This window comes from Bradyrhizobium sp. SEMIA (assembly GCF_014844175.1).
Classification (GTDB): Bacteria; Pseudomonadota; Alphaproteobacteria; order Rhizobiales; family Xanthobacteraceae; genus Bradyrhizobium; species Bradyrhizobium arachidis.
The window spans coordinates 4,592,318-4,617,174 of record NZ_CP046601.1 but is presented as its reverse complement, the minus strand read 5'-3'; the positions used below and the strand labels follow the sequence as shown (position 1 = coordinate 4,617,174).

Annotated in this window: 26 protein-coding genes and 3 pseudogenes; 21 read left to right on the top strand and 8 right to left on the bottom strand. The window is 64.2% G+C overall.

Annotated elements, in window-relative coordinates:
* Nucleotides 1–57 precede the first annotated feature (57 nt).
* Complete coding sequence (locus FOM02_RS22575) at nt 58–432, bottom strand: MmcQ/YjbR family DNA-binding protein (RefSeq protein WP_027557509.1); 375 nt, start codon at nt 430–432, stop codon at nt 58–60.
* A 69-nt stretch (nt 433–501) separates the two neighbouring features.
* On the opposite strand from FOM02_RS22575, the gene FOM02_RS22570 reads away from it, so the two are divergent.
* The 3 genes from FOM02_RS22570 to FOM02_RS22560 all read left to right on the top strand — a co-directional run bounded on the left by FOM02_RS22570 (nt 502) and on the right by FOM02_RS22560 (nt 2,445).
* Nucleotides 502–1,053, top strand: a complete 552-nt coding sequence (locus FOM02_RS22570; RefSeq protein WP_027557510.1) for a carboxymuconolactone decarboxylase family protein — start codon at nt 502–504, stop codon at nt 1,051–1,053.
* A 125-nt stretch (nt 1,054–1,178) separates the two neighbouring features.
* On the top strand, nt 1,179–1,802 hold the full coding sequence (locus FOM02_RS22565) for a PadR family transcriptional regulator (RefSeq protein ID WP_027557511.1): 624 nt from the start codon (nt 1,179–1,181) through the stop codon (nt 1,800–1,802).
* Nucleotides 1,803–2,013: 211 nt separating this feature from the next.
* Nucleotides 2,014–2,445 carry an O-methyltransferase gene (locus FOM02_RS22560; protein WP_265442134.1) on the top strand — a complete coding sequence of 144 codons (432 nt, stop codon included), beginning with the start codon at nt 2,014–2,016 and terminating at the stop codon, nt 2,443–2,445.
* Here FOM02_RS22560 and FOM02_RS22555 read toward each other — a convergent pair.
* A complete protein-coding gene (locus FOM02_RS22555; RefSeq protein ID WP_027557513.1) occupies nt 2,426–2,659 on the bottom strand; it encodes a tautomerase family protein in 234 nt (77 codons plus the stop codon). The two genes, FOM02_RS22560 and FOM02_RS22555, sit on opposite strands and share 20 nt — an antisense overlap.
* A 27-nt stretch (nt 2,660–2,686) precedes the next feature.
* Entirely contained in the window at nt 2,687–3,427 is a 741-nt protein-coding gene (locus FOM02_RS22550) for an SDR family oxidoreductase (RefSeq protein WP_027557514.1), read from the bottom strand.
* 104 nt (nt 3,428–3,531) lie between these two features.
* Here FOM02_RS22550 and FOM02_RS22545 point away from each other — a divergent pair, with 104 nt between their 5' ends.
* The 9 genes and pseudogenes from FOM02_RS22545 to FOM02_RS22500 all read left to right on the top strand — a co-directional run bounded on the left by FOM02_RS22545 (nt 3,532) and on the right by FOM02_RS22500 (nt 12,596).
* Nucleotides 3,532–4,437: a LysR family transcriptional regulator gene (locus FOM02_RS22545; RefSeq protein ID WP_265442133.1), complete on the top strand. Its 906-nt coding sequence runs from the start codon at nt 3,532–3,534 to the stop codon at nt 4,435–4,437.
* Between the two features lie 341 nt (nt 4,438–4,778).
* Nucleotides 4,779–6,434 carry an acetolactate synthase large subunit gene (locus tag FOM02_RS22540; RefSeq protein ID WP_027557516.1) on the top strand — a complete coding sequence of 552 codons (1,656 nt, stop codon included), beginning with the start codon at nt 4,779–4,781 and terminating at the stop codon, nt 6,432–6,434.
* 271 nt (nt 6,435–6,705) lie between these two features.
* A complete protein-coding gene (locus tag FOM02_RS22535) occupies nt 6,706–8,532 on the top strand; it encodes a chloride channel protein (RefSeq protein ID WP_051377935.1) in 1,827 nt (608 codons plus the stop codon).
* A gap of 24 nt (nt 8,533–8,556) precedes the next feature.
* On the top strand, nt 8,557–8,904 hold the full coding sequence (locus FOM02_RS22530) for a Lin0512 family protein (protein WP_018646107.1): 348 nt from the start codon (nt 8,557–8,559) through the stop codon (nt 8,902–8,904).
* Nucleotides 8,905–8,910: 6 nt separating this feature from the next.
* Entirely contained in the window at nt 8,911–9,603 is a 693-nt protein-coding gene (locus FOM02_RS22525; protein ID WP_027557517.1) for a GNAT family N-acetyltransferase, read from the top strand.
* Nucleotides 9,604–9,677: 74 nt separating this feature from the next.
* Nucleotides 9,678–10,861 (top strand): annotated as a pseudogene (locus tag FOM02_RS46880) (serine hydrolase domain-containing protein).
* A gap of 22 nt (nt 10,862–10,883) precedes the next feature.
* Nucleotides 10,884–11,549 carry a DUF429 domain-containing protein gene (locus tag FOM02_RS22510; RefSeq protein WP_027557519.1) on the top strand — a complete coding sequence of 222 codons (666 nt, stop codon included), beginning with the start codon at nt 10,884–10,886 and terminating at the stop codon, nt 11,547–11,549.
* Between the two features lie 118 nt (nt 11,550–11,667).
* Nucleotides 11,668–11,811: a hypothetical protein gene (locus tag FOM02_RS22505; protein ID WP_167336515.1), complete on the top strand. Its 144-nt coding sequence runs from the start codon at nt 11,668–11,670 to the stop codon at nt 11,809–11,811.
* Between the two features lie 80 nt (nt 11,812–11,891).
* Nucleotides 11,892–12,596, top strand: a complete 705-nt coding sequence (locus FOM02_RS22500; RefSeq protein WP_027557520.1) for a glutathione S-transferase family protein — start codon at nt 11,892–11,894, stop codon at nt 12,594–12,596.
* Between the two features lie 2 nt (nt 12,597–12,598).
* Here FOM02_RS22500 and FOM02_RS22495 read toward each other — a convergent pair.
* The 3 genes and pseudogenes from FOM02_RS22495 to FOM02_RS22485 form a co-directional block, all read right to left on the bottom strand.
* A pseudogene (locus FOM02_RS22495) lies at nt 12,599–13,380 on the bottom strand (sulfite exporter TauE/SafE family protein).
* A 3-nt stretch (nt 13,381–13,383) separates the two neighbouring features.
* Entirely contained in the window at nt 13,384–14,016 is a 633-nt protein-coding gene (locus tag FOM02_RS22490; RefSeq protein WP_027557522.1) for a TetR/AcrR family transcriptional regulator, read from the bottom strand.
* A 204-nt stretch (nt 14,017–14,220) separates the two neighbouring features.
* Nucleotides 14,221–14,592 carry a tRNA-binding protein gene (locus FOM02_RS22485; protein ID WP_027557523.1) on the bottom strand — a complete coding sequence of 124 codons (372 nt, stop codon included), beginning with the start codon at nt 14,590–14,592 and terminating at the stop codon, nt 14,221–14,223.
* Between the two features lie 103 nt (nt 14,593–14,695).
* Between FOM02_RS22485 and FOM02_RS22480 the strand changes: the two genes are divergently transcribed.
* A complete protein-coding gene (locus FOM02_RS22480) occupies nt 14,696–15,049 on the top strand; it encodes an ArsC family reductase (RefSeq protein WP_027557524.1) in 354 nt (117 codons plus the stop codon).
* A gap of 24 nt (nt 15,050–15,073) precedes the next feature.
* Here FOM02_RS22480 and FOM02_RS22475 read toward each other — a convergent pair whose 3' ends face one another.
* Nucleotides 15,074–15,748 (bottom strand): hypothetical protein, encoded by a 675-nt coding sequence (locus tag FOM02_RS22475; protein WP_027557525.1) that lies wholly within the window; start codon nt 15,746–15,748, stop codon nt 15,074–15,076.
* 319 nt (nt 15,749–16,067) lie between these two features.
* On the opposite strand from FOM02_RS22475, the gene FOM02_RS22470 reads away from it, so the two are divergent.
* The 7 genes from FOM02_RS22470 (at nt 16,068) to FOM02_RS22440 (ending at nt 22,679) form a co-directional block, all read left to right on the top strand.
* The gene (locus FOM02_RS22470) at nt 16,068–16,823 is read left to right on the top strand and encodes an ABC transporter ATP-binding protein (protein WP_027557526.1); all 756 of its coding nucleotides are present in this window, start codon (nt 16,068–16,070) and stop codon (nt 16,821–16,823) included.
* Nucleotides 16,816–17,562 carry an ABC transporter ATP-binding protein gene (locus FOM02_RS22465; RefSeq protein ID WP_027557527.1) on the top strand — a complete coding sequence of 249 codons (747 nt, stop codon included), beginning with the start codon at nt 16,816–16,818 and terminating at the stop codon, nt 17,560–17,562. The genes FOM02_RS22470 and FOM02_RS22465 overlap by 8 nt, the downstream gene beginning before the upstream one ends.
* A 113-nt stretch (nt 17,563–17,675) precedes the next feature.
* On the top strand, nt 17,676–18,899 hold the full coding sequence (locus FOM02_RS22460; RefSeq protein WP_265442130.1) for an ABC transporter substrate-binding protein: 1,224 nt from the start codon (nt 17,676–17,678) through the stop codon (nt 18,897–18,899).
* A gap of 74 nt (nt 18,900–18,973) precedes the next feature.
* Nucleotides 18,974–19,837, top strand: coding sequence for a branched-chain amino acid ABC transporter permease (locus FOM02_RS22455; RefSeq protein WP_027557529.1), 864 nt, complete (start codon nt 18,974–18,976; stop codon nt 19,835–19,837).
* A gap of 1 nt (nt 19,838) precedes the next feature.
* Nucleotides 19,839–20,807, top strand: coding sequence for a branched-chain amino acid ABC transporter permease (locus tag FOM02_RS22450; RefSeq protein ID WP_027557530.1), 969 nt, complete (start codon nt 19,839–19,841; stop codon nt 20,805–20,807).
* 153 nt (nt 20,808–20,960) lie between these two features.
* Nucleotides 20,961–21,605, top strand: a complete 645-nt coding sequence (locus FOM02_RS22445; protein ID WP_027557531.1) for a DUF47 domain-containing protein — start codon at nt 20,961–20,963, stop codon at nt 21,603–21,605.
* Between the two features lie 69 nt (nt 21,606–21,674).
* On the top strand, nt 21,675–22,679 hold the full coding sequence (locus tag FOM02_RS22440; protein ID WP_027557532.1) for an inorganic phosphate transporter: 1,005 nt from the start codon (nt 21,675–21,677) through the stop codon (nt 22,677–22,679).
* Here FOM02_RS22440 and sugE read toward each other — a convergent pair.
* Nucleotides 22,672–22,986, bottom strand: a complete 315-nt coding sequence (gene sugE, locus FOM02_RS22435; RefSeq protein WP_027557533.1) for a quaternary ammonium compound efflux SMR transporter SugE — start codon at nt 22,984–22,986, stop codon at nt 22,672–22,674. The two genes, FOM02_RS22440 and sugE, sit on opposite strands and share 8 nt — an antisense overlap.
* Nucleotides 22,987–23,143: 157 nt before the next feature.
* Between sugE and FOM02_RS22430 the strand changes: the two are divergent.
* A pseudogene (locus tag FOM02_RS22430) lies at nt 23,144–24,765 on the top strand (peptide chain release factor 3).
* Nucleotides 24,766–24,857 lie beyond the last annotated feature (92 nt).

Genomic DNA, 24,857 nt, shown 5'->3' with positions numbered 1-24,857 from the left:
GGAAGGATGAAAGCTCAATGTCGCCGGGCGTGGCCGGTCGGCTGCACGCGGAGATCGTCATGCGGGCCCGGTCTGCGGCGACGCAAGCCCAAGCTCCTTGCGCAGCTTCTTCGAGAGCCTTGCGACGATCAAGGCATGGGCCTGCGCCAGATACGCCGCGAGCTCGGCATCCGGCAGCGCGTTGTTGCTGACGAGCTGCACCCATTTCGCCCGCGCCAGATAAGGCGCCGGGCGTGCCAGGCCATGCTCGATCAGCATCGCGTAGGCCATGTTCGAGACCTTGAACATGTAGCCGCCGGAGCGCGCGGCAAAGCCGCCGCCGAGCGCGAACATCTTGCCGCCAACCTTGAACACGGACGTGCCTTCCCACTGCACCACCCTGGTGACGGCGGGCAGGCGGAGGCAGCGTGCTTCAAATGTCCTGGGTGTCATGCGATCGCGTCCGATACGCGAGGCGAGCCGTTATGGCAGGATGCGCGTTCCAACGAAGGATGAATTGCCATGTCGCGCGTTTCAATCAAGGCCAGGGACGATCTGCCGGAGATGCTGAGGCCGCTGTGGGACAAGATGACGACCTACGGTGCGTTCGAGAACCAGGCCGGCGTCATGGCCCACCGCGCGCCGATCTTCAAGCACATGTGGTCGCTGCTGGTCGATCTCGCCGAGGAAGGCAACATATCGAAGCGCCATCTCGAGCTGGCACTGGTCACGGTCTCGCTGCTCAACAAATGCGATTACTGCGTCTCGCACCACGCGCCAAAGCTGGCGGTACAGGGCGTTTCGGAGCAGGGCGCCGCTCACCTTCTCGACTACAAGGATCATCCCGAGCTCGATGAACTCGACAAGCTCGTCGTCGAATATTCCATCGCCGTCACCAACAACTGGAACAGGACGCGCGACGAGATCTTCGGCCGTCTTCGTGCGCATTTTTCAGAAGCCCAGATCGTCGAGTTGACCTGGCGCATCGCGCTCTGCGGTGCCTTCAACCGCTTCAACGACATTCTCCAGCTCGAGGTCGAGCAGGGCGTTCCTCACAGCCAAGCCGCGGAGTAATCGCGAGCGGCCACGCCGGCCTCGGCGGGACCGGCGCGTTGCGGCGGCCGATCACGGATTTGTGGGTTGCGGCTGGACTATCGCAAACTATATCGTAAGATATGTTTTACAAAAGGACGTACGATATGCGCCACGGACGAGACCACAGAGATTTCCACTTCGGGCACTTCGCCCACTTCGCCATGGGCCGGCATGGCGGCGGTCGGCGCTTCGGCCGCGGCGGGCACGGTTTTTTCGGGCGCGGCGGGGATGATTTCCCCGGCGCGCGGCGGCTGTCCTCGCAGGACCTCCAGCTCGTCATCCTGGCGCTGCTCGCCGAAAATCCCGGGCACGGATACGAGCTGATCAAGATCATCGAGGAGCGCTCCGACGGCTTCTACACGCCGAGCCCGGGCGTGATCTATCCGGCGCTGACCTATCTTGAGGAGGTCGGCCACGCGCGCGTCGAGCAGGATGGCGGCCGAAAGCTCTACAGCATCACGCCGCAGGGCGAGGCGCATCTGGCCGAGAACCGCGCGACCGCTGACGCCATCCTTCAGGCGCTGTCGCGGATCGGACGCCGCATGGACGAGGTGCGCGAGGCCTTTGCCGGCATCAGCGATCTCGACGCGGATGCCTCGGACGAATTGCACCGTGCCCGCCACAATCTCAAGCGCGCGCTGCGCACCAAGCACGGCAGCGACTCCGCCGAAGCACGCCGGATCGCTGCGATCCTGGATCGTGCCGCGGCGGAAATCCTCGGCAAGTGAGGCCGCAGATGAACGATCGGCCTCACAGCCCAATCCAGGACCCGCGCGTCAACGCCGTCATCGCGCGCCTGCAAGGCGCGCGGCAGCGGCCATCGGGCGGCGGGCCGCGCGGCGATCCCCCACCGCCTAATGCCGACGCAGGGCTTTTCGATCCATCCCCGAGCAGGGCGAACTGATCTACCTGCTTTGCCGCGGCCTGCGCGCCAAGCGCGTGGCGGAGTTCGCGACATCGGTCGGCATGTCCACGCTGTATTTCGCGGCCGCCATCCGCGACAATGGCGGCGGCACCGTGATCGGCTCGGAGATCGTGCCGGCCAAGGTCGAGACCGCGAGGCGCAATCTCGCCGAGGCGGGTCTTGCCGACTATGCCGAGATCCGACAAGGCGATTCGCGGCAGACGCTGCGCGATCTCGGCGGCCCCGTCGACTTTGTCCTGATCGACGGCTGGCCGGGCGAAGGAGGTCCCTCGCTCGCGCGCGAGGTGATCGAGATCGTGGTGCCGCAGCTTCAGGTCGGCCGCTATGTCATGAACGACAACGCCGAACCTGATTATCTCGACTTCATCCGCGATCCCGAGAACGGCTTCGTCTCGATGACGCTGCCGCTCAAGGGCGGCACCGAGCTCAGTCTGAAGCTGAAGTAACGACGTCGCCGGCGCGATACGCCTCGGGAACCACGAACACCTCGTCGGCGCGGCCGTAGCCGCCGTCGGGCACCTCCTCGATCAGCACCATCGTGTGCGGCCGCGCCGCTTCGCCGAAATAATGGACGAACAGCGCGGTGAGGTTATGCACGATCTCCGTCTTCTGGCTCCGCGACAGCGCGGCCTGCGGGATCTTGATGTTGACGAACGGCATGATGGTTCTCTCTTTTGTGTGTGGTGGTCAGATCACGCCGCCATTGGCGCGGATGATCTGGCCGTTGACCCAGCCGCTGTCGCGGCCGGCGAGGAAGGCGACGATGCCTGCGATGTCGTCGGGCTGGCCGAGGCGGCCGAACGGGTTCATGGCGGCGATGGCGCGCACCTGCTGCTCGCTCTTGCCCTCCAGGAACAGCCGGGTTTCGACCGGGCCGGGCGCGACAGCGTTGACGGTGATCTGCCGGCCGCCGAGCTCCTTGGCGAGGATGTGCGTCATGGCTTCGATCGCGGCCTTGGTCGCGGCGTAGACGCCGTAGCCGGGCTGGTAGAGGCCGATGACGCTGGAGGAGAAGCTGACGATGCGGCCGCCCTCGCGCAGCCGCCGCGCTGCTTCGCGCAAGGAGCGGAACACGCTGTCGAGGTTGATCGACGTCTGTCGCGCGAACGCTTCGTCGGTCACCTCGGCGAGCGGGCCGAGCTCCATGATGCCGGCATTGTTGACGAGGATGTCGACGCCGCCGAAGGCCTGCTCGGCCGCATCGAACAGCCGCGCCGGCGTTGCCGGATCGGCGAGGTCTGCCTGCACGGCGATGGCGCGTCCGTCTGCGGCCTCGATCTCGGCCACGAGCGCATCGGCGGCATCGCGGCCGCTGGCATAGTTGATCGCAACCGCAATCCCGTCCTGCGCCAGCCGGCGGGCGATCGCCGCGCCGATGCCGCGGGAGCCTCCGGTGACGATGGCGGAGCGCTGATGTTGGTTGGTCATGGCGGCTCTCCTCGATGTTGATGAGGGCGAGAATAGCTGGTCGCTGTGTCCGGATAATCACCCAATACTTGCCATCACTTGTCGGTTGTGGTGAACAATCGACCATGGACCGCTTTGACGCCATGCGCCTGTTCGTCCGCCTCGTCGAGCGCCGGAGCTTTACGGCTGCGGCTGCCGACCTCGGCATTCCCCGCTCAACGGCGAGCGAGGTCTTGCGCGGGCTCGAAGCGCGCCTCGGTGCGCGCTTGCTGGAGCGGACGACGCGGCACGTCACGCCGACGCTCGACGGCGAGGATTTTTACCGCCGCTGCGTCGCCATCCTCGCCGAGGTCGAGGAGGCGGAAGCCGCGATGCGGGATGCGCAACCCCGCGGCCTGCTCCGCATCGACGCGCATCCCTTGCTGACCCGCACCTTCATCCTGCCGCATCTGCCGGAATTCCTGGCGCGCCATCCGCAGCTCGAATTGCAGATCGGGCAGGGCGACCGCTTGGTCGATCTCGTGCGCGAAGGCATCGATTGCGTGATCCGGTCTGGCCAGCCCGACGACAGCGGCATGATCCTGCGCCGTCTCGGCACGGTCGCGGAGATCACGGTGGCGAGCCCGGCCTATCTCGCACGCCACGGCATGCCGGCGACGCCGGATGCGCTCGACGGGCATCAGATGGTCGCCTTCCTCTCTTCGCGCACCGGCGACGTGCTGCCGCTGGAATTTTCCGTCGCCGGCGCGCTGCGTCATGTCGTGCTGCCGAGCCGGGTGCGCGTGAACAATTCCGACACCATGGCCGATCTCGCGCGGCTCGGCTTCGGCCTTGCGCAGGCGCCCCGCTATCGCTTCGCCGATGATCTCGCCAGCGGCGCGCTGGTCGAGGTGCTCGCCGATTATCCGCCGTCGCCGACGCCGCTCTCCGCGCTCTATCCGCAAAATCGTCAGCTAGCGCTGCGCCTGCGCGTCTTTCTCGACTGGCGGCATCTTTGCCGCGGCGAAGCTGTGAGGGGCTGTAAGATCTAAGGCTACGAGATATTGCGTTGCCCGTCGGGCAAAACACCCAAACCATCGGTCAACGCCGCGCGCCAAAGGTATCGAGGCAAAGCTCGGGCGAAATGCGCCGCGAGGATGCGAAGGTGTGTCTGGGAGGCCGTAGGATGGGTAGAGCACTTGCGAAACCCATCGTTTTCGGCGCGAGGAAGCGTTGATGGGTTTCGCTTCGCTCTACCCATCCTGCGAAGCGCGTGCAGGAATGCACGACGCAAGACGGATTACGCTTCATTGTGAGTTGTGCATATGCCCCAGACCGCTACCATGCGATCGCTTCCGTGGAACACGGGAGCACAGCAGCAAGCGGAGGCGACATGAGCAAGCAGGACCAAAAAGTGAAGGGATCGGACCTGTTTGTCGCGGCGCTGGAGAACGAGGGTGTCGATCGCATTTTTGGCGTGCCCGGCGAGGAAAATCTCGATCTCGTCGAATCGCTCCGCACCTCGAAGATCCAGTTGATCCTCACCCGCCACGAGCAGGCCGCCGCCTTCATGGCCGCGACGCATGGGCGGCTGACCGGCAAGCCCGGCGTGTGTCTCTCGACCCTCGGCCCCGGCGCGCTCAACCTGTCCACCGGCGCGGCCTATGCGCATCTCGGCGGGATGCCGATGATCCTGATCACCGGCCAGAAGCCGATCATGAGCAGCCGGCAGGCGCGCTTCCAGATCGTGGACGTGGTCGCGACCATGAAGCCGCTGACAAAACTGTCGCGGCAGATCGTCAGCGCCTCCTCGATCCCGACCGTGGTGCGCGACGCGTTTCGCGTGGCGATGGAGGAGCGGCCCGGACCGGTGCATCTCGAATTGCCCGAGGACATCGCCGGCGACGAAGTGCCTGCGGCCCCCGTAATCCCGGTTCATCCGATCGAGATCCCGGTCGCCCATCGCGGCGCGCTCGACCGTGCCGCCGAGATGATTTTGGCCGCAAAGCGTCCGCTGGTGATGATGGGCGCTGCCACCAGCCGGCCGCGCTCGACCCACGGCATCGCCAGCTTCGTGCGGCGGACTGGCATTCCCTTCTTCACCACGCAGATGGGGAAGGGCACCGTGCCCGGCGGCACCAATCTCTACATGGGCACCGCGGCGCTGTCCGAACGCGACTACGTCCACGACGCCATCGACGCCGCCGACCTGATCGTCGCGATCGGCCACGACCCCGTCGAGAAGCCGCCCTTCATCATGGGCCCGTCGGGGCCGAAGGTCATTCACGTCAGCTACACGCCGGCGAGCGTTGAACTTGTCTATTTCCCTGATGCCGAGGTCGTCGGCGATGTCGGCCCGAGCCTGGAGCTGCTCGCCGATCGGCTCGAAGGCAAGCTGCCGCAGGCGGCGGCGTTGCTGCCGCTCCGCGAAGAGATTCTCAATCACATCGCCGACCGTGCCACCGAGGCGCGCTGGCCGCCGACGCCGCAGCGCATCGTGCACGACATCCGGCAGGTCATCCCCGAGAACGGCATCGTCGCGCTCGACAACGGCATGTACAAGATCTGGTTCGCGCGCAACTACCGCACCCGCGTCGCCAACACGCTGCTGCTCGACAACGCGCTGGCGACCATGGGCGCCGGCCTGCCGTCGGCGATGATGGCGGCCATGCTCTATCCCGACCGCCGCGTGCTCGCGGTCGCCGGCGACGGCGGCTTCATGATGAACAGCCAGGAGATGGAGACGGCCGTCCGCCTCAAGCTCAATCTGGTCGTGCTGGTGCTCGAGGACAACGCCTACGGCATGATCCGCTGGAAGCAGGCCGTCGATCATTTCGCCGATTACGGCATGACGTTCGGCAATCCGGATTTTGTCCTCTACGCCAAGGCCTATGGCGCGAAGGGACATCGCATCGAGAGCATCGACAGCTTTGGTCCGACGCTGGAGGCGGCGTTCAGGGAAGGCGGGGTGCATCTGGTCGCGATCCCGATCGATTATTCGGAGAATGTGCGCGTGCTCGTCGACGAGTTGCGGGCGCGGGAGAAGTAGGTCACGAGGGACTAGGCCTTCCATGGTTCGAGACGCCCGCTTTGCGGGCTCCTCACGATGAGGGTTTGACATCTCGCCACGAACACGAACCATCCTGAGGAGCCCGCAAAGCGGGCGTCTCGAAGGATGTGCCACAACGGGATTTTTGCCTCACTTTCCGGGATTTAGGGTCTGCCCGATCTAGAGGCCGGCGAATACCTGCCATTCCTTGATATATATCGTGCCACGATATATTGGCTGGCGCGAGCAATCCTCCCGAATAGAGCAATTCATGCGCCAGACCCTGGACATCACCGGCGGGCTCCCGCGTCCTCGCGGCAAGCCCGGAGACTTCACCGCCGACCGCCGTGTGCTGGTCTTGATCGGCATGGCCCTGGTGGTCGGCAGCCTTGGGGCAGGGGCCGCCTGGGTGCTGCTGAAGCTGATCGCGCTGGTGACCAACCTGGTCTGGTTCGGCCATGTCAGCACCGAGAACGTCTCGCTGGCGAACGCCCATCCGGGGCTCTGGATGGTGCTGGCACCGGCGCTCGGCGGTCTCGTGATCGGCCTGATGGCGCGGTTCGGATCGGAGAAGATCCGCGGCCACGGCATCCCCGAGGCGATCGAGGCGATCCTGATCGGCGGCAGCCGGATGCAGCCGAAGGTCGCCATCCTGAAGCCGCTGTCCTCGGCGGTGTCGATCGGAAGCGGCGGGCCGTTCGGTGCCGAAGGCCCGATCATCATGACCGGCGGCGCGATCGGCTCGATCTTCGCGCAGTGTTTTCATCTCACCGCCGCTGAGCGCAAGACGCTGCTGGTCGCGGGCGCGGCGGCCGGCATGACGGCGATCTTCGGCACGCCGATCGCAGCGGTCCTGCTCGCCGTCGAGCTATTGCTGTTCGAATGGAAACCGCGCAGCTTCCTGCCTGTGGTGACCGGCGCCGTGATCTCGGCCGCCTGGCGTCCGCTGCTGTTCGGGACGGGGCCATTGTTTCCGTTCGCGGAACGGCCGGACCTTCCCTGGTGGGGCCTCGCAGCTGCGATCGGCGTCGGCATCGTGGCCGGCCTGCAATCTGGACTGATGACGCGGCTGCTCTACGCCATCGAAGATTTGTTCGACCATCTGCCGTTGCACTGGATGTGGTGGCCGATGCTCGGAGGCTTGATCGTCGGCCTTGGTGGACTGATTGATCCGCGCGCGCTCGGTGTCGGCTATGACGTCATCGCCGATCTGCTCTCCGGCCACATGGTGCGCGACGAGGCGATCCGGCTCTTGCTGGTGAAATCCGCGATCTGGGTGATCGCACTGGGTTCGGGCACATCAGGCGGCGTGCTGGCGCCGCTGCTCATCCTCGGCGGCACGGCGGGCTGGATGGAGGGACTTGTGCTTCCAGGTGGCGCATCATTCTGGGCGCTGGTCGGCATGGCCGCGATGATGGGCGGCACGATGCGCTCGCCGCTGACCGGCGTGATGTTCGCCATCGAGCTGACCGGCAATATCGACATGCTGCTGCCGTTGCTGGCGGCGACCGGGGCGGCGCACGCCGTCACGGTGCTGTTGCTGAAGCGATCGATCCTGACCGAGAAGATCGCGCGCCGCGGCCAGCACATCACCCGCGAATACGCGATCGATCCGTTCGAGCTGATGCGCACCGCCGATGTCATGGTCACGAAAGTCGACACGCTGCCCGTCGACATGCCTATCGACGAAGCGGTCACGTTCTTCACCTCGGATCAGCGCCGTCACAAATCCTATCCCGTGGTCGCCGCCGACGGACGGCTCACCGGCATGGTGACCCGTGCTGACGTGCTGCGCTGGCGCACCGAGGGCGATCACCACGCCGCAACGCTCGACGACGTCGTCTCGGACACATCGGCCGTGGTGGCACATCCCGACGACGTGCTGGGCCGGGTCGCCGATCTCATGGTGGCCTCCGATCTCGGGCGTTTGCCGGTGGTCGATCGCGCTAGTCATCGTGTGGTGGGCCTCGTCGCGCGCAAGGATTTGCTGCGCATTCGCGCGGTCGTGAACGCGCAGGAGGAGGACCGCAGTGCATATTTCCTGCGCGAAAAGGCGCTTGTGCGGGAGGCGCGGATCGCAGAAGGTCAGCCCCTCTGAACTCCAGCACTGACAGGAATGAACATGACACGTGTTCGCTGCGTTACCGAGATGGGCATGGGCGTCGACGTTCACGGCAGGGACGCCACCAAGGCAGCGAAGCGCGCGGTGTCCGATGCCATCCGGCATTCGAGCCTCGGGTTTTTCCGGATGATCGGCAAGACCGCGAACGACATGTTCGTCGATGTCACGATCGGCGTGCCCAATCCGGAGGCCGTGGACAAGGAGGCCGTTGCCAAGGAGCTGCCTTACGGCACCGTGACCGTCACCGCGGTCAAGGGCGGGCTGGAGATTCCCTCGGCCACGGAAGTGGCCAACGACCCCATCCTCATCGCCAATGCCGCCGTCATCGTCAGCTTCGACAAGGACTAGGGTCCGGTGTCTGACCGCGATGAGGCGCTGCTGGATCGCCCGATCTGGAGCGCGCTGACGACGAGCCAGAAGCATCTGGCGGAGGGCGGTGCGCGCGCGCTGCGCTATCCCCAGGACATGACGCCGTTCGCCGACATGGTGGACATGTCGGAAGCGAGCTTCGCCGCGCTCGGTGATTTGATGTCGGGCTCGCAGGTCGCCGCGCTGTTCACGCCCGAGCCGGTCGACGTTCCCGCCGGCTTCAAGGTCGTGCTCGCCGAGACCGGCGAGCAGATGATCGGCTCGCCCGCCGACAGCCCGCTGCGCGATGCCGAGATCGTCACGCTGGGAGCTGCTGACGTTCCCGCCATGATGGCACTGACGGAACTGACCAAGCCCGGGCCTTTCGCCGCGCGGACGCACCAGCTCGGCACATTCCTCGGCATCCGCGCCGGCAACGAGCTGGTCGCGATGACCGGCGAGCGGATGAAGCCGGGAAAGTTCGTGGAGATGACGGCCGTCTGCGTGCATCCCGACTATCGCGGGCGCGGCTACGCGCAGGCGCTGCTTGCGGCGGTCGCGCGCCGGATCGAGGCGCGCGGCGAGATTCCGTTCCTGCACGTGTTTTCGAACAACACCTCGGCCATCGCGCTGTACCAGCGGCAGGGCATGCGCATCCGGCGACAGCTCCACGTCACCGCGCTGATGAAGCAGGGATGATCGCCCTTCAGGGGCGGTCTTCATTTCCAGCGAAAGCGCGCTATATCCATCCCCAACCATCATTGGGGGGACACATGGACGCCAGGACACCTGATTTTTCCGCCGCGCGGACTGCGATGCAGCGCTACGTCGATCAGGAGATCATTCCCGGAGTATCCTGGGCGGTGCTGCGCGGCCGGGAGGTCGTCGACCAGCAGTGCGTCGGCTTCGCCGATCGCGAGGCGAACACTGTGTTGCGTCCCGACCACATCTTCCGTGCGTTTTCCAACACCAAGATCTTCGTCACCTGCGCGATCATGCTGCTGGTCGAGGAAGGCCGCATCGGGCTCGATGACCCGATCGAGAAATGCCTGCCGCAGCTTGGCAACCGCAAGGTGCTCAAGCAGGGCGCGACGAGCCTTGCCGATGTCGAGCCGGCAAAAAGTCCGATCACGATCCGCCAGCTTCTGACCCATACCTCCGGCCTCAGCTACGGCATCTTCGATCCCGGTACGGTGCTGTTCAAGGGCTATAACGAAGCGCGCGTGCTCAATCCGCTGACGCCGCTCGCCGACATGATCGACAAGCTCGCCGATCTGCCGCTGTCCTATCATCCCGGCGCTGGTTGGGAATATTCGGTGGCGACCGACGTGCTCGGCCGCGTCGTGGAGGTGGTGTCGGGCAAATCCCTCGATGCCTTCCTTAAGGCGCGCATTTTCGATGCCCTGGGCATGACCGATACCGGCTTCCATGTGCCGGAGGCGCAGCAGGGCAGGCTGGTGGCGCTCTACAACGGCGCGACGTGCTCGATCCCATGAAGCCGGGCCTGACGCGGGCCGACAATCTGCCTTACCCGCAGGCCTATCGGCAGCCGTTCCCGCGGCTGTCGGGCGGCGGTGGTCTGGTCTCGACCTTGCCTGACATGCTGGCGCTGGTCCGCGCGCTGCTGCCGGGCTCGGATGCGCTGCTCAAGCCCGACACGCTGCGGCTCATGATGACGAACCAGTTGCCATCGGGGCAGACCATCCGCTTTGCCAATCTCGGGCCGATCCCCGGCAAGGGCTTTGGTCTCGGCGGCGCTGTCACCTTCGCGCCGACGCCCTTTGATCCGCCAAATTCCGTTGGCGAATTCCAATGGGGCGGCCTCGCCGGCACTCATTGGTGGATCTGCCCGGAGGCCAACACCGCCGGCGTGCTGATGGCCCAGCGCTACATGGGTTTCTGGAATCCGTTCTTCTTCGAATTCAAGCGCCTGGCCTATCAGGCCGTCGGAGGCTGACCGCGAATTCATTCGGTATGACGTGTCCAACTATCTCGGCCTCGACGGGTTTCGCTTTGGCTGGGTCGCAGCCTGGATCGACGAGCGCGGCGAGCACGGCTTCGATTACTCACCCGGTCTGACGCGGTTGCTCGCGATGCCGCATGCGCGCGCGATGATCGACATGCCGATCGGATTGAAGCCGAGCGGCTACCGGGCCTGCGATTTGCGCGCACGCGAGCTCGTTGGCCCCGCCGTGTTTCTCGGCGCGCGCCGTGACCTCTGGACGTTTCCCGACATGGCGACGGCCAATCGCCACTACTGGGAGCATGAGGGCAAGGGCAGGGGTGTGTCGGCGCAGCTCTGGAACATCAGGGACAAGATCAGGGACGTCGATGCGATCATCACGCCGGCGCGGCAGGCGGCGATCGGCGAAGCGCATCCGGAATTGATTTTCTGGAATCTCGCTGGCCGCGTGCGGCTTGCCAGGAAGACATCTGCGGAAGGCCGCGAGCAACGCATCGCGCTCCTGGCGCAACGCGGCTTCACCCGCCTGCCAAAATGGCTGACGCAGCGGCATGGCACCGGCATCGGCCGTGACGATCTGATCGACGCCTGCGCCTGTGCGGTCGCGGCACGCGACAGCACGCAGCGTGTGGGTGGCGAGGAGGTCGATCCGCGCGGGTTGCGGATGGAGATCAATTATTGAGACGCCTCGCGGCACGGCCATCGATCGGGAAAAAGCGGCAATTTATTTGACGCATATAGGAACTGCCTGTGGTCGGACCGCGTTCCCTGTGCGAACCGATTATGGAGAATTCCTCGCGATGAATGATGCCAGTCAATTCGCGACCGCGATGCTCGCGCTCGTCTTCACCGGGGCGCTTCTCGTCACCGGGCAGCTCTTCATCGAGCGGCGCGCGCAGCACGACGTGGTGTACGCAACCAGCCATTTGCTCCGACCATTATGATCCGGCCAACTGCCCGGCCTTGCGCCGTTCGCCGTCTCGCCTAGATTAGGCGGCGTCTCACGAACGCAGCCGGGGTCCCGATGTCCGATCTGTCCGCCTTTCCCATCACCAAGCGCTGGCCGGCCGAGCATCCCGAGCTGCTCCAGCTCTATTCGCTGCCGACGCCGAACGGCGTCAAGGTCTCGATCATGCTGGAGGAGATTGGGCTGCCATACGAGGTGCATCTCGTCGACTTCGGCAAGGACGACCAGAAGACGGCGGAGTTTCTCTCGCTCAATCCGAACGGCAAGATCCCGGCGATCCTCGATCCCAATGGCCCCGGCGGCAGGCCGCTGCCGCTGTTCGAGTCCGGTGCCATCCTGCAATATCTCGCGGAGAAGACCGGCAAGCTGCTGCCGCAGGACGCCGCGCGCCGCTACCAGACCATTCAGTGGGTGCATTTTCAGATGGGCGGCATCGGGCCGATGTTCGGCCAAGTCGGCTTCTTCCACAAATTCGCCGGTAAGGATTTTGAGGACAAGCGACCGCGCGATCGTTACGTCAGCGAGGCCAAGCGTCTGCTTGACGTGATGGAGACGCATCTCTCCGGCCGGCAGTGGTTCATGGACGATGATTACACCATCGCCGACATCTCCATGCTGGGCTGGGTGCGCAATCTCATCGGCTTTTACGGCGCCGGCGATCTCGTCGAGTTCAATCAATTCAAGTCGGTCGGCGCCTGGCTTGAACGCGGGCTGGCGCGCCCGGCGGTGCAGCGCGGGCTGAACATTCCGAAGCGGCCGTGAGGTCAGCTCAGCGCCTTGTACGCCATGTAGAGCGCCATCAGCGAGACGAGGGCGATCATGGCCCGGCGCAGCGCCGATTTGCTGACGCCGTTGGCCATGCGCGCGCCGAGGTCGGTGCCGATCCACAGGCCGGCAACGATGCCGATGATGGCCGGCCAGCCGACCATCAGCCCTTTGCTCCAGTAGATCCAGGCTGCCGGAATGTTGGTCGGGATCACCGAGAAAATCAGGCTGACAAGTTGCGCCTGATGTTGCGGCACGCGCAGGCCCGCGGCGAGGCCGACGGTGATCGCGAGCCCGCCGCCGATGCCCATGAAGCCGGAGGAAAATCCGGCGAGCATGCCGATGAGGAGCAGTGGCAGCCAGGGCAGTTCATTGCCGTCACCGGCCTTGATGCCGTCGTCCTTGCGCTCGCGGCGCAGGATCAAAAGCGCGATCAACGCGACGAGATAGACCACGTAAGTCCATTGCAGAACAGAGTCCGAAACCGACGCCGCGGCATAGCCGCGCCCACGCCGCCGACCAGAAATCCAGCGCCGATCCAAATGATCCATTGCAGCGGACTGCGATTGCCGCTCTGCCAGTAGCGGCGCGCGCCGGCGAGGCCGGTTGGGGGGATTTGCGTGATCAGCGATGTGCCCTGGGCAACGTGTTGCTCGGCCCCGAGCAGCAGCACGGAGAAGATCACGAGGCCGCCACCCGGGCTCGTGCCGGTGAAGCCCGATGCCAACCCTGCGACCAGACCGACGCCGGCGCCGGCGAGGAGTTCATGAATCCAGGACATCGGTCATGCTCTGGTTCGTCGCTTCACGTCCGGCTTCGTGGTGCGGAAGCCATCGATCACGCCAGCAACGGCCGCCATGCAGGCCTCGACGTCAAAATCCTCGCCCCAGCACTTCTGCAGCACAAAGCCCTGGAAGATCGCGATCAGCACACGCGCGATCGCGTCGGCGCCGAGATCGCGCTTGATCAGCCCGTCGTGCTGGCCGCGTTCGACCAGTGCCACGATCAGGGCACGCGGCATGTCGATGCCTTCGACGACGCTGATACGGACGCGGCGGTTGCGCAGCGCTTCGGCCCAGCCATGGATGCCGACGCGTCGCCGCGCTTCGCCGGCAGGGTCGGAGAGCCATTGGGCGTAGACGCGGACCAGCGCGCGCAGGCCTTCGATCGGATCGCCCGATCCTTGTGCGACAGAGTTGAGAACGGCCTCGCGGCGATGCCGGTCGTCGGCCAGCGCCTCGATCAGATCGTCCTTGCTCTGGAAGTAGAGATAGACCGCGCCGTGGCTCAGCCCCGACCGCTTCACGATGTCGGCCATGCCGGTCTGGTGGAAACCGTCCTCGGCGAAGCAGGTGAGGGCAGCCTCCAGAATCTGCTGCCGCCGGCCTTCGCGCTGCTTGTCGCTGATCTTGGGCATCTTGACCGTCCGTAAATAACTGACTGATCGATCGTTTTAGCTGTCGGCGGGGTGTGACCCAAAAAAGGTCGATCAAAATAAAAAACGATCGATCAGTCATTTTATTGCCAAGCTGCACTTTGGTCAAGTCCGACCCGCCAGAGCCGGGAAAAGAGGAGGATTATTCGGTTGCGAACGCGGAGAGGCGATGGCCTGGCCCGGCTGCTAAAACAGCCGCCCGCCGTTCGGCACTGGCTTGCTCGGCTGCACCAGCACCACCTTGCCGTCGGCATCAGGGAAACCGAGCGTCAGCACTTCGGAGACGACCGGCCCGATCTGGCGCGGCGGGAAATTGACGACGGCTGCGACCTGTTGTCCGACCAGCGTCTCGAGCGGGTGGTTTTCGGTGATCTGCGCCGAGCTCTTGCGCACGCCAATCACAGGTCCGAAATCGATCCACAGCCGAAAGGCCGGCTTGCGCGCCTCCGGGAACGGCTTTGCGTCGACGATGGTGCCGACACGGATGTCGACCGCGAGGAAGCTGTTGAAGTCGATGGTCGGCGAGGCGGCCGCTGCGGAATCGTGGGTGACGTGCATAGGATGTCCGTTGGGCGAGTTGGCGTCGTTCGCAATATTGTGGCGCGACGCGGAGTTTCGTACAACGCCGTGGTCACGATACGACGCATGCGCGGGGGACGTCTTGCCCAACATCATCTATGGCATCAAGAACTGCGACACCATGAAGAAGGCGCGCGCCTGGCTCGATACCCACGGCGTCGCGTATGAATTCCATGACTACAAGGTGGTGGGCGTCGAGAAGGACAAGCTCAAGCAGTGGAGCGACAAGGTCGGCTGGGAGACGCTGCTCAATCGCGCCGGCACGACTTTCAAGAAGTTGCCCGATTCCGACAAGGAAGGCCTCACCGAGAAGAAGGCGCTGGCGTTGATGCTAGCGCAACCATCGATGATCAAGCGGCCGGTGCTGGAGATCGGCGGCAAGCTGCTGGTCGGCTTCAAGCCGGACATCTATGCCAAGGACGTCAAGACCAAATAGGTCGACGCCCGATCTCTCTGGGCGTCAGTTCAGCTCGATGATCTCGGTGGTGACGCCGGGCTGATCGACGAACTCGACCACGTCGGCCGCCGCAATGCGGCCGGGGGCACGATGAAACAGGTCGCAGTCGATCACCGCGCGCAGCTTCGGGCGTGGCAGCGCGTCATTTCCGCGCATCAGATTCTTGATCTCGAAGCCGCCGTCCTCGCAGAAGGTCTTGAGCGAGGCGATGACGTGGCAGATCTTGCCGTCGGTCTGGAACGGCAGCAGCAGGCGCTCATAGGCTACGACGCGGCCGTAGATGTCGTCGACATCGGCAACGCTGTAGACCGGAAGTCCGCGCGCGACGCATTCGTAATAGATCGGCATCACGAACGGCACGAGTCGTGGCCCGATATAGTCGTCGAGCAGAACGCCCTTGCCGGTATGTCCGTAGGCGCGCGAGATGCGAGTGCCTTCGCTCTGGATGGTCAGCCGCGGCGTCGGAGCTGAGCTGTCCACCGTGTAATAGATGAGATCGGACAGCTCGTCCTCGAGTCTTGCCGGCTGATACTCCCAGATTGCCGGCACCATCTGCTCGCGCGCATAAAGTCGCAGCCACGTGTTCAGGAGATCACGCTGCCGGATCGACTTGACGACGGAGGGAGCAGCACTTGAGAAATCCAAAACAATATTCCCGGCATGTAAAAGCCCGCACATGATCCATGTTGCGGGAAAATTTTCTATGAAGGCTGGCGCGGGGAACGAAAGACCGTTAACGACGGCTTGATGACCGGAGCTTTCGCGAACCGGGAGGCCGGGCAGGCGGCATCAAAACATCTCCGACTAAGGGAGCATTTGTATCCCAGCCGGAGGCCTGATCTGCTCAGCTTTCCGCCTTGCCTAACCCCCGTCACCTCCGGCATATTCCGCGCCCGGAGGCGGCGTTCCGGGACAGGCTCCAAGGCCTCCGGAAAGCCGAAGTAAACAAGGACAGCCACGCGCGACCAGCGCGTCGTGCGGGCAGGGGGAAATCTGTTTGGCCGATGAGTTCATTCTCGAAACGGAAGGCTTGACCAAGGAGTTCGCGGGCTTCTTCGCCGTCCGCGATGTTGCGCTCAAAGTCCGCCGTGGGAGCATTCACGCGCTGATCGGCCCGAACGGTGCCGGCAAGACGACGTGCTTCAATCTTTTGACCAAGTTCCTGAAACCGTCTGCCGGGAAAATCCTGTACAAGGGCCAGGACATCACCGCGATGGCGCCGGCCGACGTGGCCCGCATGGGCCTCGTTCGTTCGTTCCAGATCTCGGCGGTATTTCCGCATCTCACCGCACTGGAGAACGTCCGAGTCGCGCTCCAGCGCCAGCACGGCTCCTCGTTCGATTTCTGGCGCTCGAAGTCCGTGCTCAACCGCTTCAACGACCGCGCCCGCGAGCTGTTGAACGATGTCGGCCTCAGCGAGTTTGCCAATACGCCCGCGGTCGAGATGCCCTACGGGCGCAAGCGCGCACTTGAGATCGCAACCACGCTCGCGCTCGACCCCGAGATGATGTTGCTGGACGAGCCGATGGCCGGCATGGGCCACGAGGACATCGACAAGATCGCGGCGCTGATCAAGCGCATCTCCGCGAAATACACCATCCTGATGGTCGAGCATAATTTGAGCGTCGTCGCCAACCTTTCCGACATCATCACCGTGCTGACGCGCGGGCAGGTGCTGGCGCAGGGCCATTATGCCGAGCTCACCAAGGACGAGCGCGTCAAGGAAGCCTATCTGGGAGCCGGTCATGCCTGAGACTGCGATGGCCGAAGCTCCGGCAAAGGCCGCGACCGGCGGCAACATCCTCCAGGTCCGCAACCTCGAAGCCTGGTACGGCGAGTCCCACATCCTGCACGGGATCAACTTCGACGTGAATGCCGGCGAGGTGGTCACCCTGCTCGGGCGCAACGGCGCCGGCAAGACCACCACGCTGAAGTCGATCATGGGCATCATCGGCAAGCGCGCCGGCTCGATCAAATTCAACAACCAGGACATCATCCGCGCGACCTCCGACAAGATCGCCCGCATGGGCATCGCGTTCTGTCCGGAAGAGCGGGGGATATTCTCCAGCCTCGACGTGCGGGAGAATTTGTTGCTGCCGCCGGTGGTCCGCGCCGGCGGACTGCCGCTCGAGCAGATATTCGATCTGTTTCCGAACCTGAAGGAGCGGCTGAACAGCCAGGGCACCAAGCTGTCCGGCGGCGAGCAGCAGATGCTCGCGATCGCGCGCATCCTGCGCACCGGCGCGAGCTTCCTGATGCTGGACGAGCCGACGGAAGGTCTTGCGCCCGTCATCATCCAGCAGATCGGTCACACCATTGCGCGGCTCAAGAAGGAGGGCTTTACGATCCTCCTCGTCGAGCAAAACTTCCGCTTCGCCTCCACCGTCGCCGACCGCTACTACGTGGTCGAACACGGCAAGATCATTGACGGATTTTCCAATTCGGAGCTTGCCGCCAACATGGACAAGCTCCACACCTATCTCGGTGTCTAGAGCATGATCAGGATGGGGAGAGCCGCGTTAGCACAAAGTGTGTAGCGGTTTTCCGAAGAGATCGTGCTCAAACCGAAGAACGGCCAACGAGAAAAATTCAAAAGGAACGTTGCATGAAGACCAGGTCGATTGCGTCATTGCTGCTGACCACCGCGCTCACCTTCGCCGCAACAGGCGTCGCATTTGCGCAGGACAAGACCGTCAAGATCGGCGCGCTGTCCGATCAGTCGGGCCTCTATGCCGATCTCGGCGGTCCCGGCTCGACGCTCGCCGCGCAGATGGCCGTTGAAGATTCCGGTCTTGCGGCGAAGGGCTGGAAGATCGACATCATCTCCGGCGATCACCAGAACAAGCCCGACATCGGTACCGCGATCGCGCGGCAGTGGTTCGACGTCGACAAGGTCGACGTCATCGTCGACGTGCCGAATTCCGGCGTGGCGCTCGCCGTCAACAACGTCGTCAAGGAGAAGAACGGCGTCTACATCAACTCGGGCGCGGCGACCTCCGACCTCACCAACGCGCAGTGCTCGCCCAACACCGTGCACTGGACCTACGACACCTACATGCTGGCCCACACCACGGGCCAGGCGCTGGTGAAGGCCGGTGGCGACACCTGGTTCTTCCTGACCGCCGACTATGCGTTCGGCGCAGCGCTCGAGCGCGACACCACCGCCGTCATCACCGCCAACGGCGGCAAGGTCGTCGGCGGCGTCAAGCATCCGCTGAACACGCCGGATTTCTCGTCCTTCCTGCTCCAGGCCCAGGCCTCCAAGGCCAAGATCATCGGCCTTGCCAATGCCGGCGGCGACACCACCAACTCGATCAAGCAGGCGGCCGAATTCGGCATCGTCAAGGGCGGCCAGAAGCTCGCGGCGCTGCTGTTGTTCCTCACCGACGTCAAGGCGATCGGCCTCGAGACTGCGCAGGGCCTCAACTTCACCGAGACCTTCTATTGGGACATGGACGACAAGACCCGGGCCTTCCCCAAGCGCTTCGCCGACAAGATGAAGAACAACGCTCCACCGACCATGGTGCAGGCGGGCGTCTATGCGGGCGTGCGCCACTACCTCAAGGCGCTGGAAGCGCTCGGCGGCAATTCGCATGACGGCGTCAAAGTCGTCGAGAAGATGAAGTCGATGCCGACCGAGGACGATCTGTTCGGCAAGGGCGAGATCCAGCCCAATGGCCGCACCATCCACAACGCCTATCTGTTCGAGGTGAAGAAGCCCTCGGAGTCCAAGGGACCGTGGGACTTCTACAAGCTCGTCGGCACGGTGCCGGGCGACCAGGCCTTCACGCCGCTCTCCGAGAGCAAGTGCGCGCTGTTGAAGAAGTAAGATAACGGCCCGCAGGCCTTAATGGCCTGCGGGCGACTTTCAGGGGAACGCCGAAGGGACCGGGTGCGGGATCGATGCAGGCTCTATACGCTCAGCTACTGGTGGGACTGATCAACGGCTCGTTCTACGCGCTGCTCAGTCTCGGGCTTGCCGTGATCTTCGGCATGCTCAACATCATCAATTTCGCCCATGGCGCGCTCTACATGATGGGCGCATTCGTCGCCTACTTCCTGCTCAACCTCGGCGGCATCAACTACTGGTGGGCGTTGCTGCTGGCCCCCATCATCGTCGGCATCTTCGGCATGATCCTGGAACGGACCATGCTGCAATGGCTGACCGGGCTCGATCACCTCTACGGCCTGCTCCTGACCTTCGGCATCGCGCTGATCGTGCAGGGCGTGTTCCAGAACTATTTCGGCTCCTCCGGCCTGCCTTACGCCATTCCGGACCAGCTCAAGGGCGGCATGAATCTCGGCTTCATGTTCTTGCCCGTCTATCGCGGCTGGGTGGTCATCTTCTCGCTGGTGGTGTGTCTGGCCACCTGGTTCCTGATCGAGAAGACGCGGCTCGGCGCTTACCTGCGCGCCGCCACCGAGAATCCGACGCTGGTGCGCGCCTTCGGCATCAACGTGCCGCGCATGATCACGCTGACCTACGGTCTCGGCGTCGGCCTTGCCGCGCTCGCCGGCGTGCTTTCGGCGCCGATCAACCAGGTGCGGCCGCTGATGGGCGCCGACCTGATCATCGTGGTGTTCGCGGTGGTCGTGATCGGCGGCATGGGATCGATCATGGGCTCCATCATCACCGGCTTCGCGCTCGGTGTGATCGAGGGCCTGACCAAATATTTCTACCCCGAGGCCTCCAACACCGTCGTGTTCGTGCTGATGGTGCTGGTGCTCTTGGTGAAGCCAACGGGATTGACGGGAAGGGCGGCCTGAGATGACAGCCTTGACGGACGACACGCTTTCGGTAACCCCGCGCGCGGTGCGCGACGAGATGATCGTCTTCGTGGTGATGGCGCTGCTGCTGGCGTCGGTGCCCTTCACAGGGGTCTATCCGTTCTTCGTGATGCAGGCGCTGTGCTTCGCGCTGCTGGCCTGCGCCTTCAACCTGCTGATCGGTTACGGCGGATTGCTGTCGTTCGGCCACGCGATGTTTATGGGCACGGCCGGCTATTGCAGCGCGCATGCGCTGAAGGTGTGGGCGCTGCCGCCGGAGCTCGGCATTCTCGTCGGTATCGCCGCGGCTTTCGGGCTCTCGATCATCACCGGCTACATCTCGATCCGCCGCCAGGGCATCTATTTCTCGATGATCACGCTGGCGCTGTCGCAGCTCTTGTACTTCATCTATCTCCAAGCGCCGTTCACCCATGGTGAGGACGGCATCCAGGGCATTCCGCAGGGACGCATGTTCGGCGTGCTCGATCTGTCGAAGCCGACCGTGCTCTATTACGTCGTGCTGGTCGGCTTCCTCGCCGGCTTCCTGCTGATCTATCGCATCATCAATTCGCCGTTCGGCGAGGTGCTGAAGTCGATCCGCGAGAACGAGCCGCGCGCGATCTCGCTCGGCTATCGCACCGACCAGTACAAGTTCCTGGCGTTCGTGCTGTCGGGGACGCTGGCGGGCTTTGCCGGTGCGCTGAAAGTGTTCGTGGCGCAGAACGCCTCGCTCACCGACGTGCACTGGACGATGTCGGGCGAGGTCGTGCTGATGACGCTGGTCGGCGGTCTCGGCACCATCTTCGGCCCGGTGGTTGGTGCCTTCGCGATCATCGCCATGCAGCAATACCTGGCGGGCTTCGGCCAGTGGGTGACGGTGATTCAGGGCTCGATCTTCGTGGTCTGCGTGCTCACCTTCCGCCGCGGCGTCATTGGCGAAATCGCCCATTACTTCCGGCGTTCGCTCTAAATCATTGATATCGCATCAATTTCATTGGTGCGCTAAAGCGGTGGATGATCCGGCGCCGCGGGTGTGAGAAGACACGCGCGCGGCGTCGAAATGGTCTATGACAGTTTTGTGACGGCTCGTTCGGGCCGGGCCATTTCGAGCCGGTAGCGACCCATGATGCGTTGGTTTCGCGCTCTGCTTCCCAGGGAAGAGCGCTTTTTCGAACTGTTCGACCGCCATGCCCAGACCGTGATTCAGGGCGCGTTTGCGCTCCAGGGCGTGCTCAATGGCGGCGAGGAGACGCCGGTCTATTGCCAGCGGGTCAGCCAGTTCGAGAACGAGGCCGACAACGTCACCCGCGAGGTGCTGACGGCGGTGCGACGCACGTTCATCACGCCGTTCGATCGCGGTGACATCAAGAACCTCATCACCTCGATGGACGACGCCATCGACCAGATGCAGCAGACCGCAAAGGCGGTGATGCTGTTTGAGGTCCGCGCCTTCGAGCCGCCGATGCGCGAGATCGGCGGGCTTCTGATCGAATGCGCCAATCTGGTCGGACGCGCTTTGCCGCTGTTGCAATCGATCGGGCCGAACGTCGCGATGCTGACAGCCATCACGGAGGAGCTGACCAAGCTCGAGGGGCGTGTCGATGACCTCCACGACATCGGGCTGAAGGAATTGTTCCTCAAGCATCGCGATGGCAACGCGATGGATTTCATCGTCGGCGTCGAGATCTACGACCACCTCGAAAAGGTGGCCGATCGCTTCGACGACGTCGCGAACGAGATCAACAGCATCGTCATCGAGCAGGTCTAGCGCATGATCCGGAAAAGTGTGCAGCGGTTTTCCGCTCAGATCATGCGCGAAGAGTAAGGCAGGGCCGCCGTGGATGCCGCGTTGGGTCTTCCCGTCCTGGTCGGACTGATCGCCGTCGCGCTGCTGTTCGACTTCCTGAACGGCCTGCACGACGCCGCCAATTCGATCGCGACCATCGTGTCGACCCGCGTGCTGCGGCCGCAGTTCGCGGTGCTCTGGGCCGCCTTCTTCAATTTCATCGCCTTCATGGTGTTCGGCCTGCACGTCGCCCAGACCATCGGCACCGGCATCATCGATCCCTCGATCGTCGATGCCCAGGTGATCTTCGCCGCTCTCATCGGCGCCATCGTCTGGAACCTCGTGACCTGGGCGCTCGGCATCCCGTCCTCCTCGTCGCATGCGCTGATCGGCGGCCTTGTCGGCGGCGGCATGGCCAAGGCGGGGATTTCGGCGGCGGTGTGGGGCGGTCTGTCGAAGACGGTGCTGGCGATCGTCCTGTCGCCGCTGGTCGGCTTCTTTCTCGCGATGATGCTGGTCGCGATCGTGTCCTGGCTCTCGGTGCGCTCGACGCCGTTTGCGGTCGACCGCGCGTTCCGCATCCTGCAATTCGCCTCCGCCTCGCTCTATTCGCTCGGCCATGGCGGCAACGACGCGCAGAAGACCATGGGCATCATTGCCGTGCTGCTCTATTCGCAGGGCCATCTCGGCGGCGAATTTTCGGTGCCGTTCTGGGTGGTGCTGTCGTGCCAGGCGGCGATGGCGTTGGGCACGCTGATGGGCGGCTGGCGCATCGTCCGCACCATGGGCCTGCGCATCACCAAGCTGACGCCGATGCAGGGCTTCTGCGCCGAGACGGGCGGCGCCGCGACGCTGTTCATGGCGACGTTTCTCGGCGTTCCCGTCTCGACCACCCACACCATCACTGGCGCCATCGTCGGCGTCGGTGCCGCCCGCCGGGTTTCGGCGGTGCGCTGGAACGTCGCAAGCTCGATCGTCTATGCCTGGGTGATCACCATCCCGGCCTCGGCCATCGTGGCCGCGCTGACCTGGTGGGCAGTCCAGCTCTTCAGGTGACGAGCTTCAGCCCGACGATGCCGGCAACGATCAGCCCGATGCTGGCGAGGCGGAAGGCGGTGGCGGGCTCGCCGAACAGGAAGATGCCGAGCGTGGCAGTGCCGACCGCGCCGATCCCGGTCCAGACCGCATAGGCGGTCCCGACGGGCAGGGATTTGAGGGCAAATCCCAGCAGGATGACGCTGCCGGCCATCGCCGCGAGCGTGACGACGGACGGAACAAGCCTGGTGAAACCCTCGGTGTACTTCAGCCCGATCGCCCAGGTGATCTCGAGAAGACCGGCGACGAACAGGATGCTCCAGGCCATGACGACCCTCCATTCAAGGCAGGGTCGTCCCCGCTGGCGATTAGTTGTGAAAAGGAGGGCCGTCCCTCCCAAACGGCGATATGGGGCTGGCTGAAGGGCTCCGCAATCACCAAATCAGGCTTGATCAGGCCCATTTTCCCTGCCAAACGCTCCCGCCATGTCCGACATCGCCACCACCACAGCCGAATCGCCGGCCCGTTCCCCGCTTGCCGCCGAAGTGGCGCGTCGGCGGACCTTTGCGATCATCTCGCATCCAGACGCCGGCAAGACCACGCTGACCGAAAAGCTCCTGCTGTTCGGCGGCGCCATCAACCTCGCCGGCCAGGTCAAGGCAAAGGGCGAACGGCGCAATACGCGCTCGGACTGGATGAAGATCGAGCGCGAGCGCGGCATCTCGGTCGTGACCTCGGTCATGACCTTCGAGTTCGAGGGCCTCGTGTTCAACCTCCTGGACACGCCGGGCCACGAGGACTTTTCGGAAGACACCTACCGCACGCTCACCGCGGTCGATTCCGCGGTCATGGTGATCGACGCCGCCAAGGGCATCGAGGCGCGCACCCGCAAGCTGTTCGAGGTCTGCCGGTTGCGCGACATCCCGATCATCACCTTCATCAACAAGATGGACCGCGAGAGCCGCGACGTGTTCGAGCTGCTCGACGAGATCGAGAAGACGCTGGCGCTCGACACCACGCCGATGACCTGGCCGGTTGGCCGCGGCCGCGACTTCCTCGGCACCTACGACGTCATCAATGGCGGTGTCCGCCTGCTCGAAGGCGGCGCGCCAAGACTGGCGCGGCGCAGCAGATCGCGATCGCCGAACTCGCCAAGCTCAACGCCAATCTCGACGCCTCTGCTGTGAAGGACGAACTCGAGCTCGTCACCGAAGCTTCAAAACCATTCGAGCTCGACGCGTTTCGCGAAGGGCATCTGACGCCGGTCTATTTCGGCAGCGCGCTGCGCAATTTCGGCGTCGGCGACCTCCTGGAAGGCCTCGGCAAGTTCGCGCCCGAGCCGCGCGCGCAGGACAGCGACCAGCGCAAGGTCGAGGCGACAGATCCGCGCATGAGCGCCTTCGTGTTCAAGATCCAGGCCAACATGGATCCGAACCACCGCGACCGCATTGCCTTCGCGCGCCTGTGCTCCGGCAAGCTCAGCCGCGGCATGAAGGCCAAGCTCGTGCGCACCGGCAAGAGCATGCCGCTGTCGAGCCCGCAATTCTTCTTCGCGCAGGACCGTTCGGTCGCGGACGAGGCCTTTGCCGGCGACGTCGTCGGCATTCCCAATCACGGCACGTTGCGCATCGGCGACACGCTGACCGAAGGCGAGGATTTCAATTTCGTGGGCGTGCCGAGCTTTGCGCCGGAAATCGTTCGCCGCGTGCGGCTCACCGACGCCATGAAAGCGAAGAAGCTGAAGGAAGCGCTTCAGCAGATGTCGGAAGAGGGCGTGGTCCAGGTGTTCCGCCCGCGCGACGGCGCGCCGGCACTGGTCGGCGTGGTCGGCGCGCTTCAGCTCGACGTGCTGAAGGCGCGCCTCGAAGCCGAATATTCGCTGCCGGTCGAGTTCGAGGTCAGCGAATTCCAGCTTGCGCGTTGGGTCTCCTCCGAGGACCGCAAGAAGCTCGACACCTTCATCGCCGCCAACACGTCCAGCATCGCCGACGATGTCGACGGCGATCCCGTGTACCTGGCGCGGAACGAGTTCTATCTCGGTTACACCAGGGAGCGCGCCGAGGGCATCGAGTTCACCAACGTCAAGGACGTCAAGAAGAAGGGGTAGGGCGCTCTCGCCCGCCACTGGCCAAACGCCCCACTGTCATTCCCCGCGAAGGCGGGGAATCCAGTACGCCGCAGCCCATCGATTCAATCATT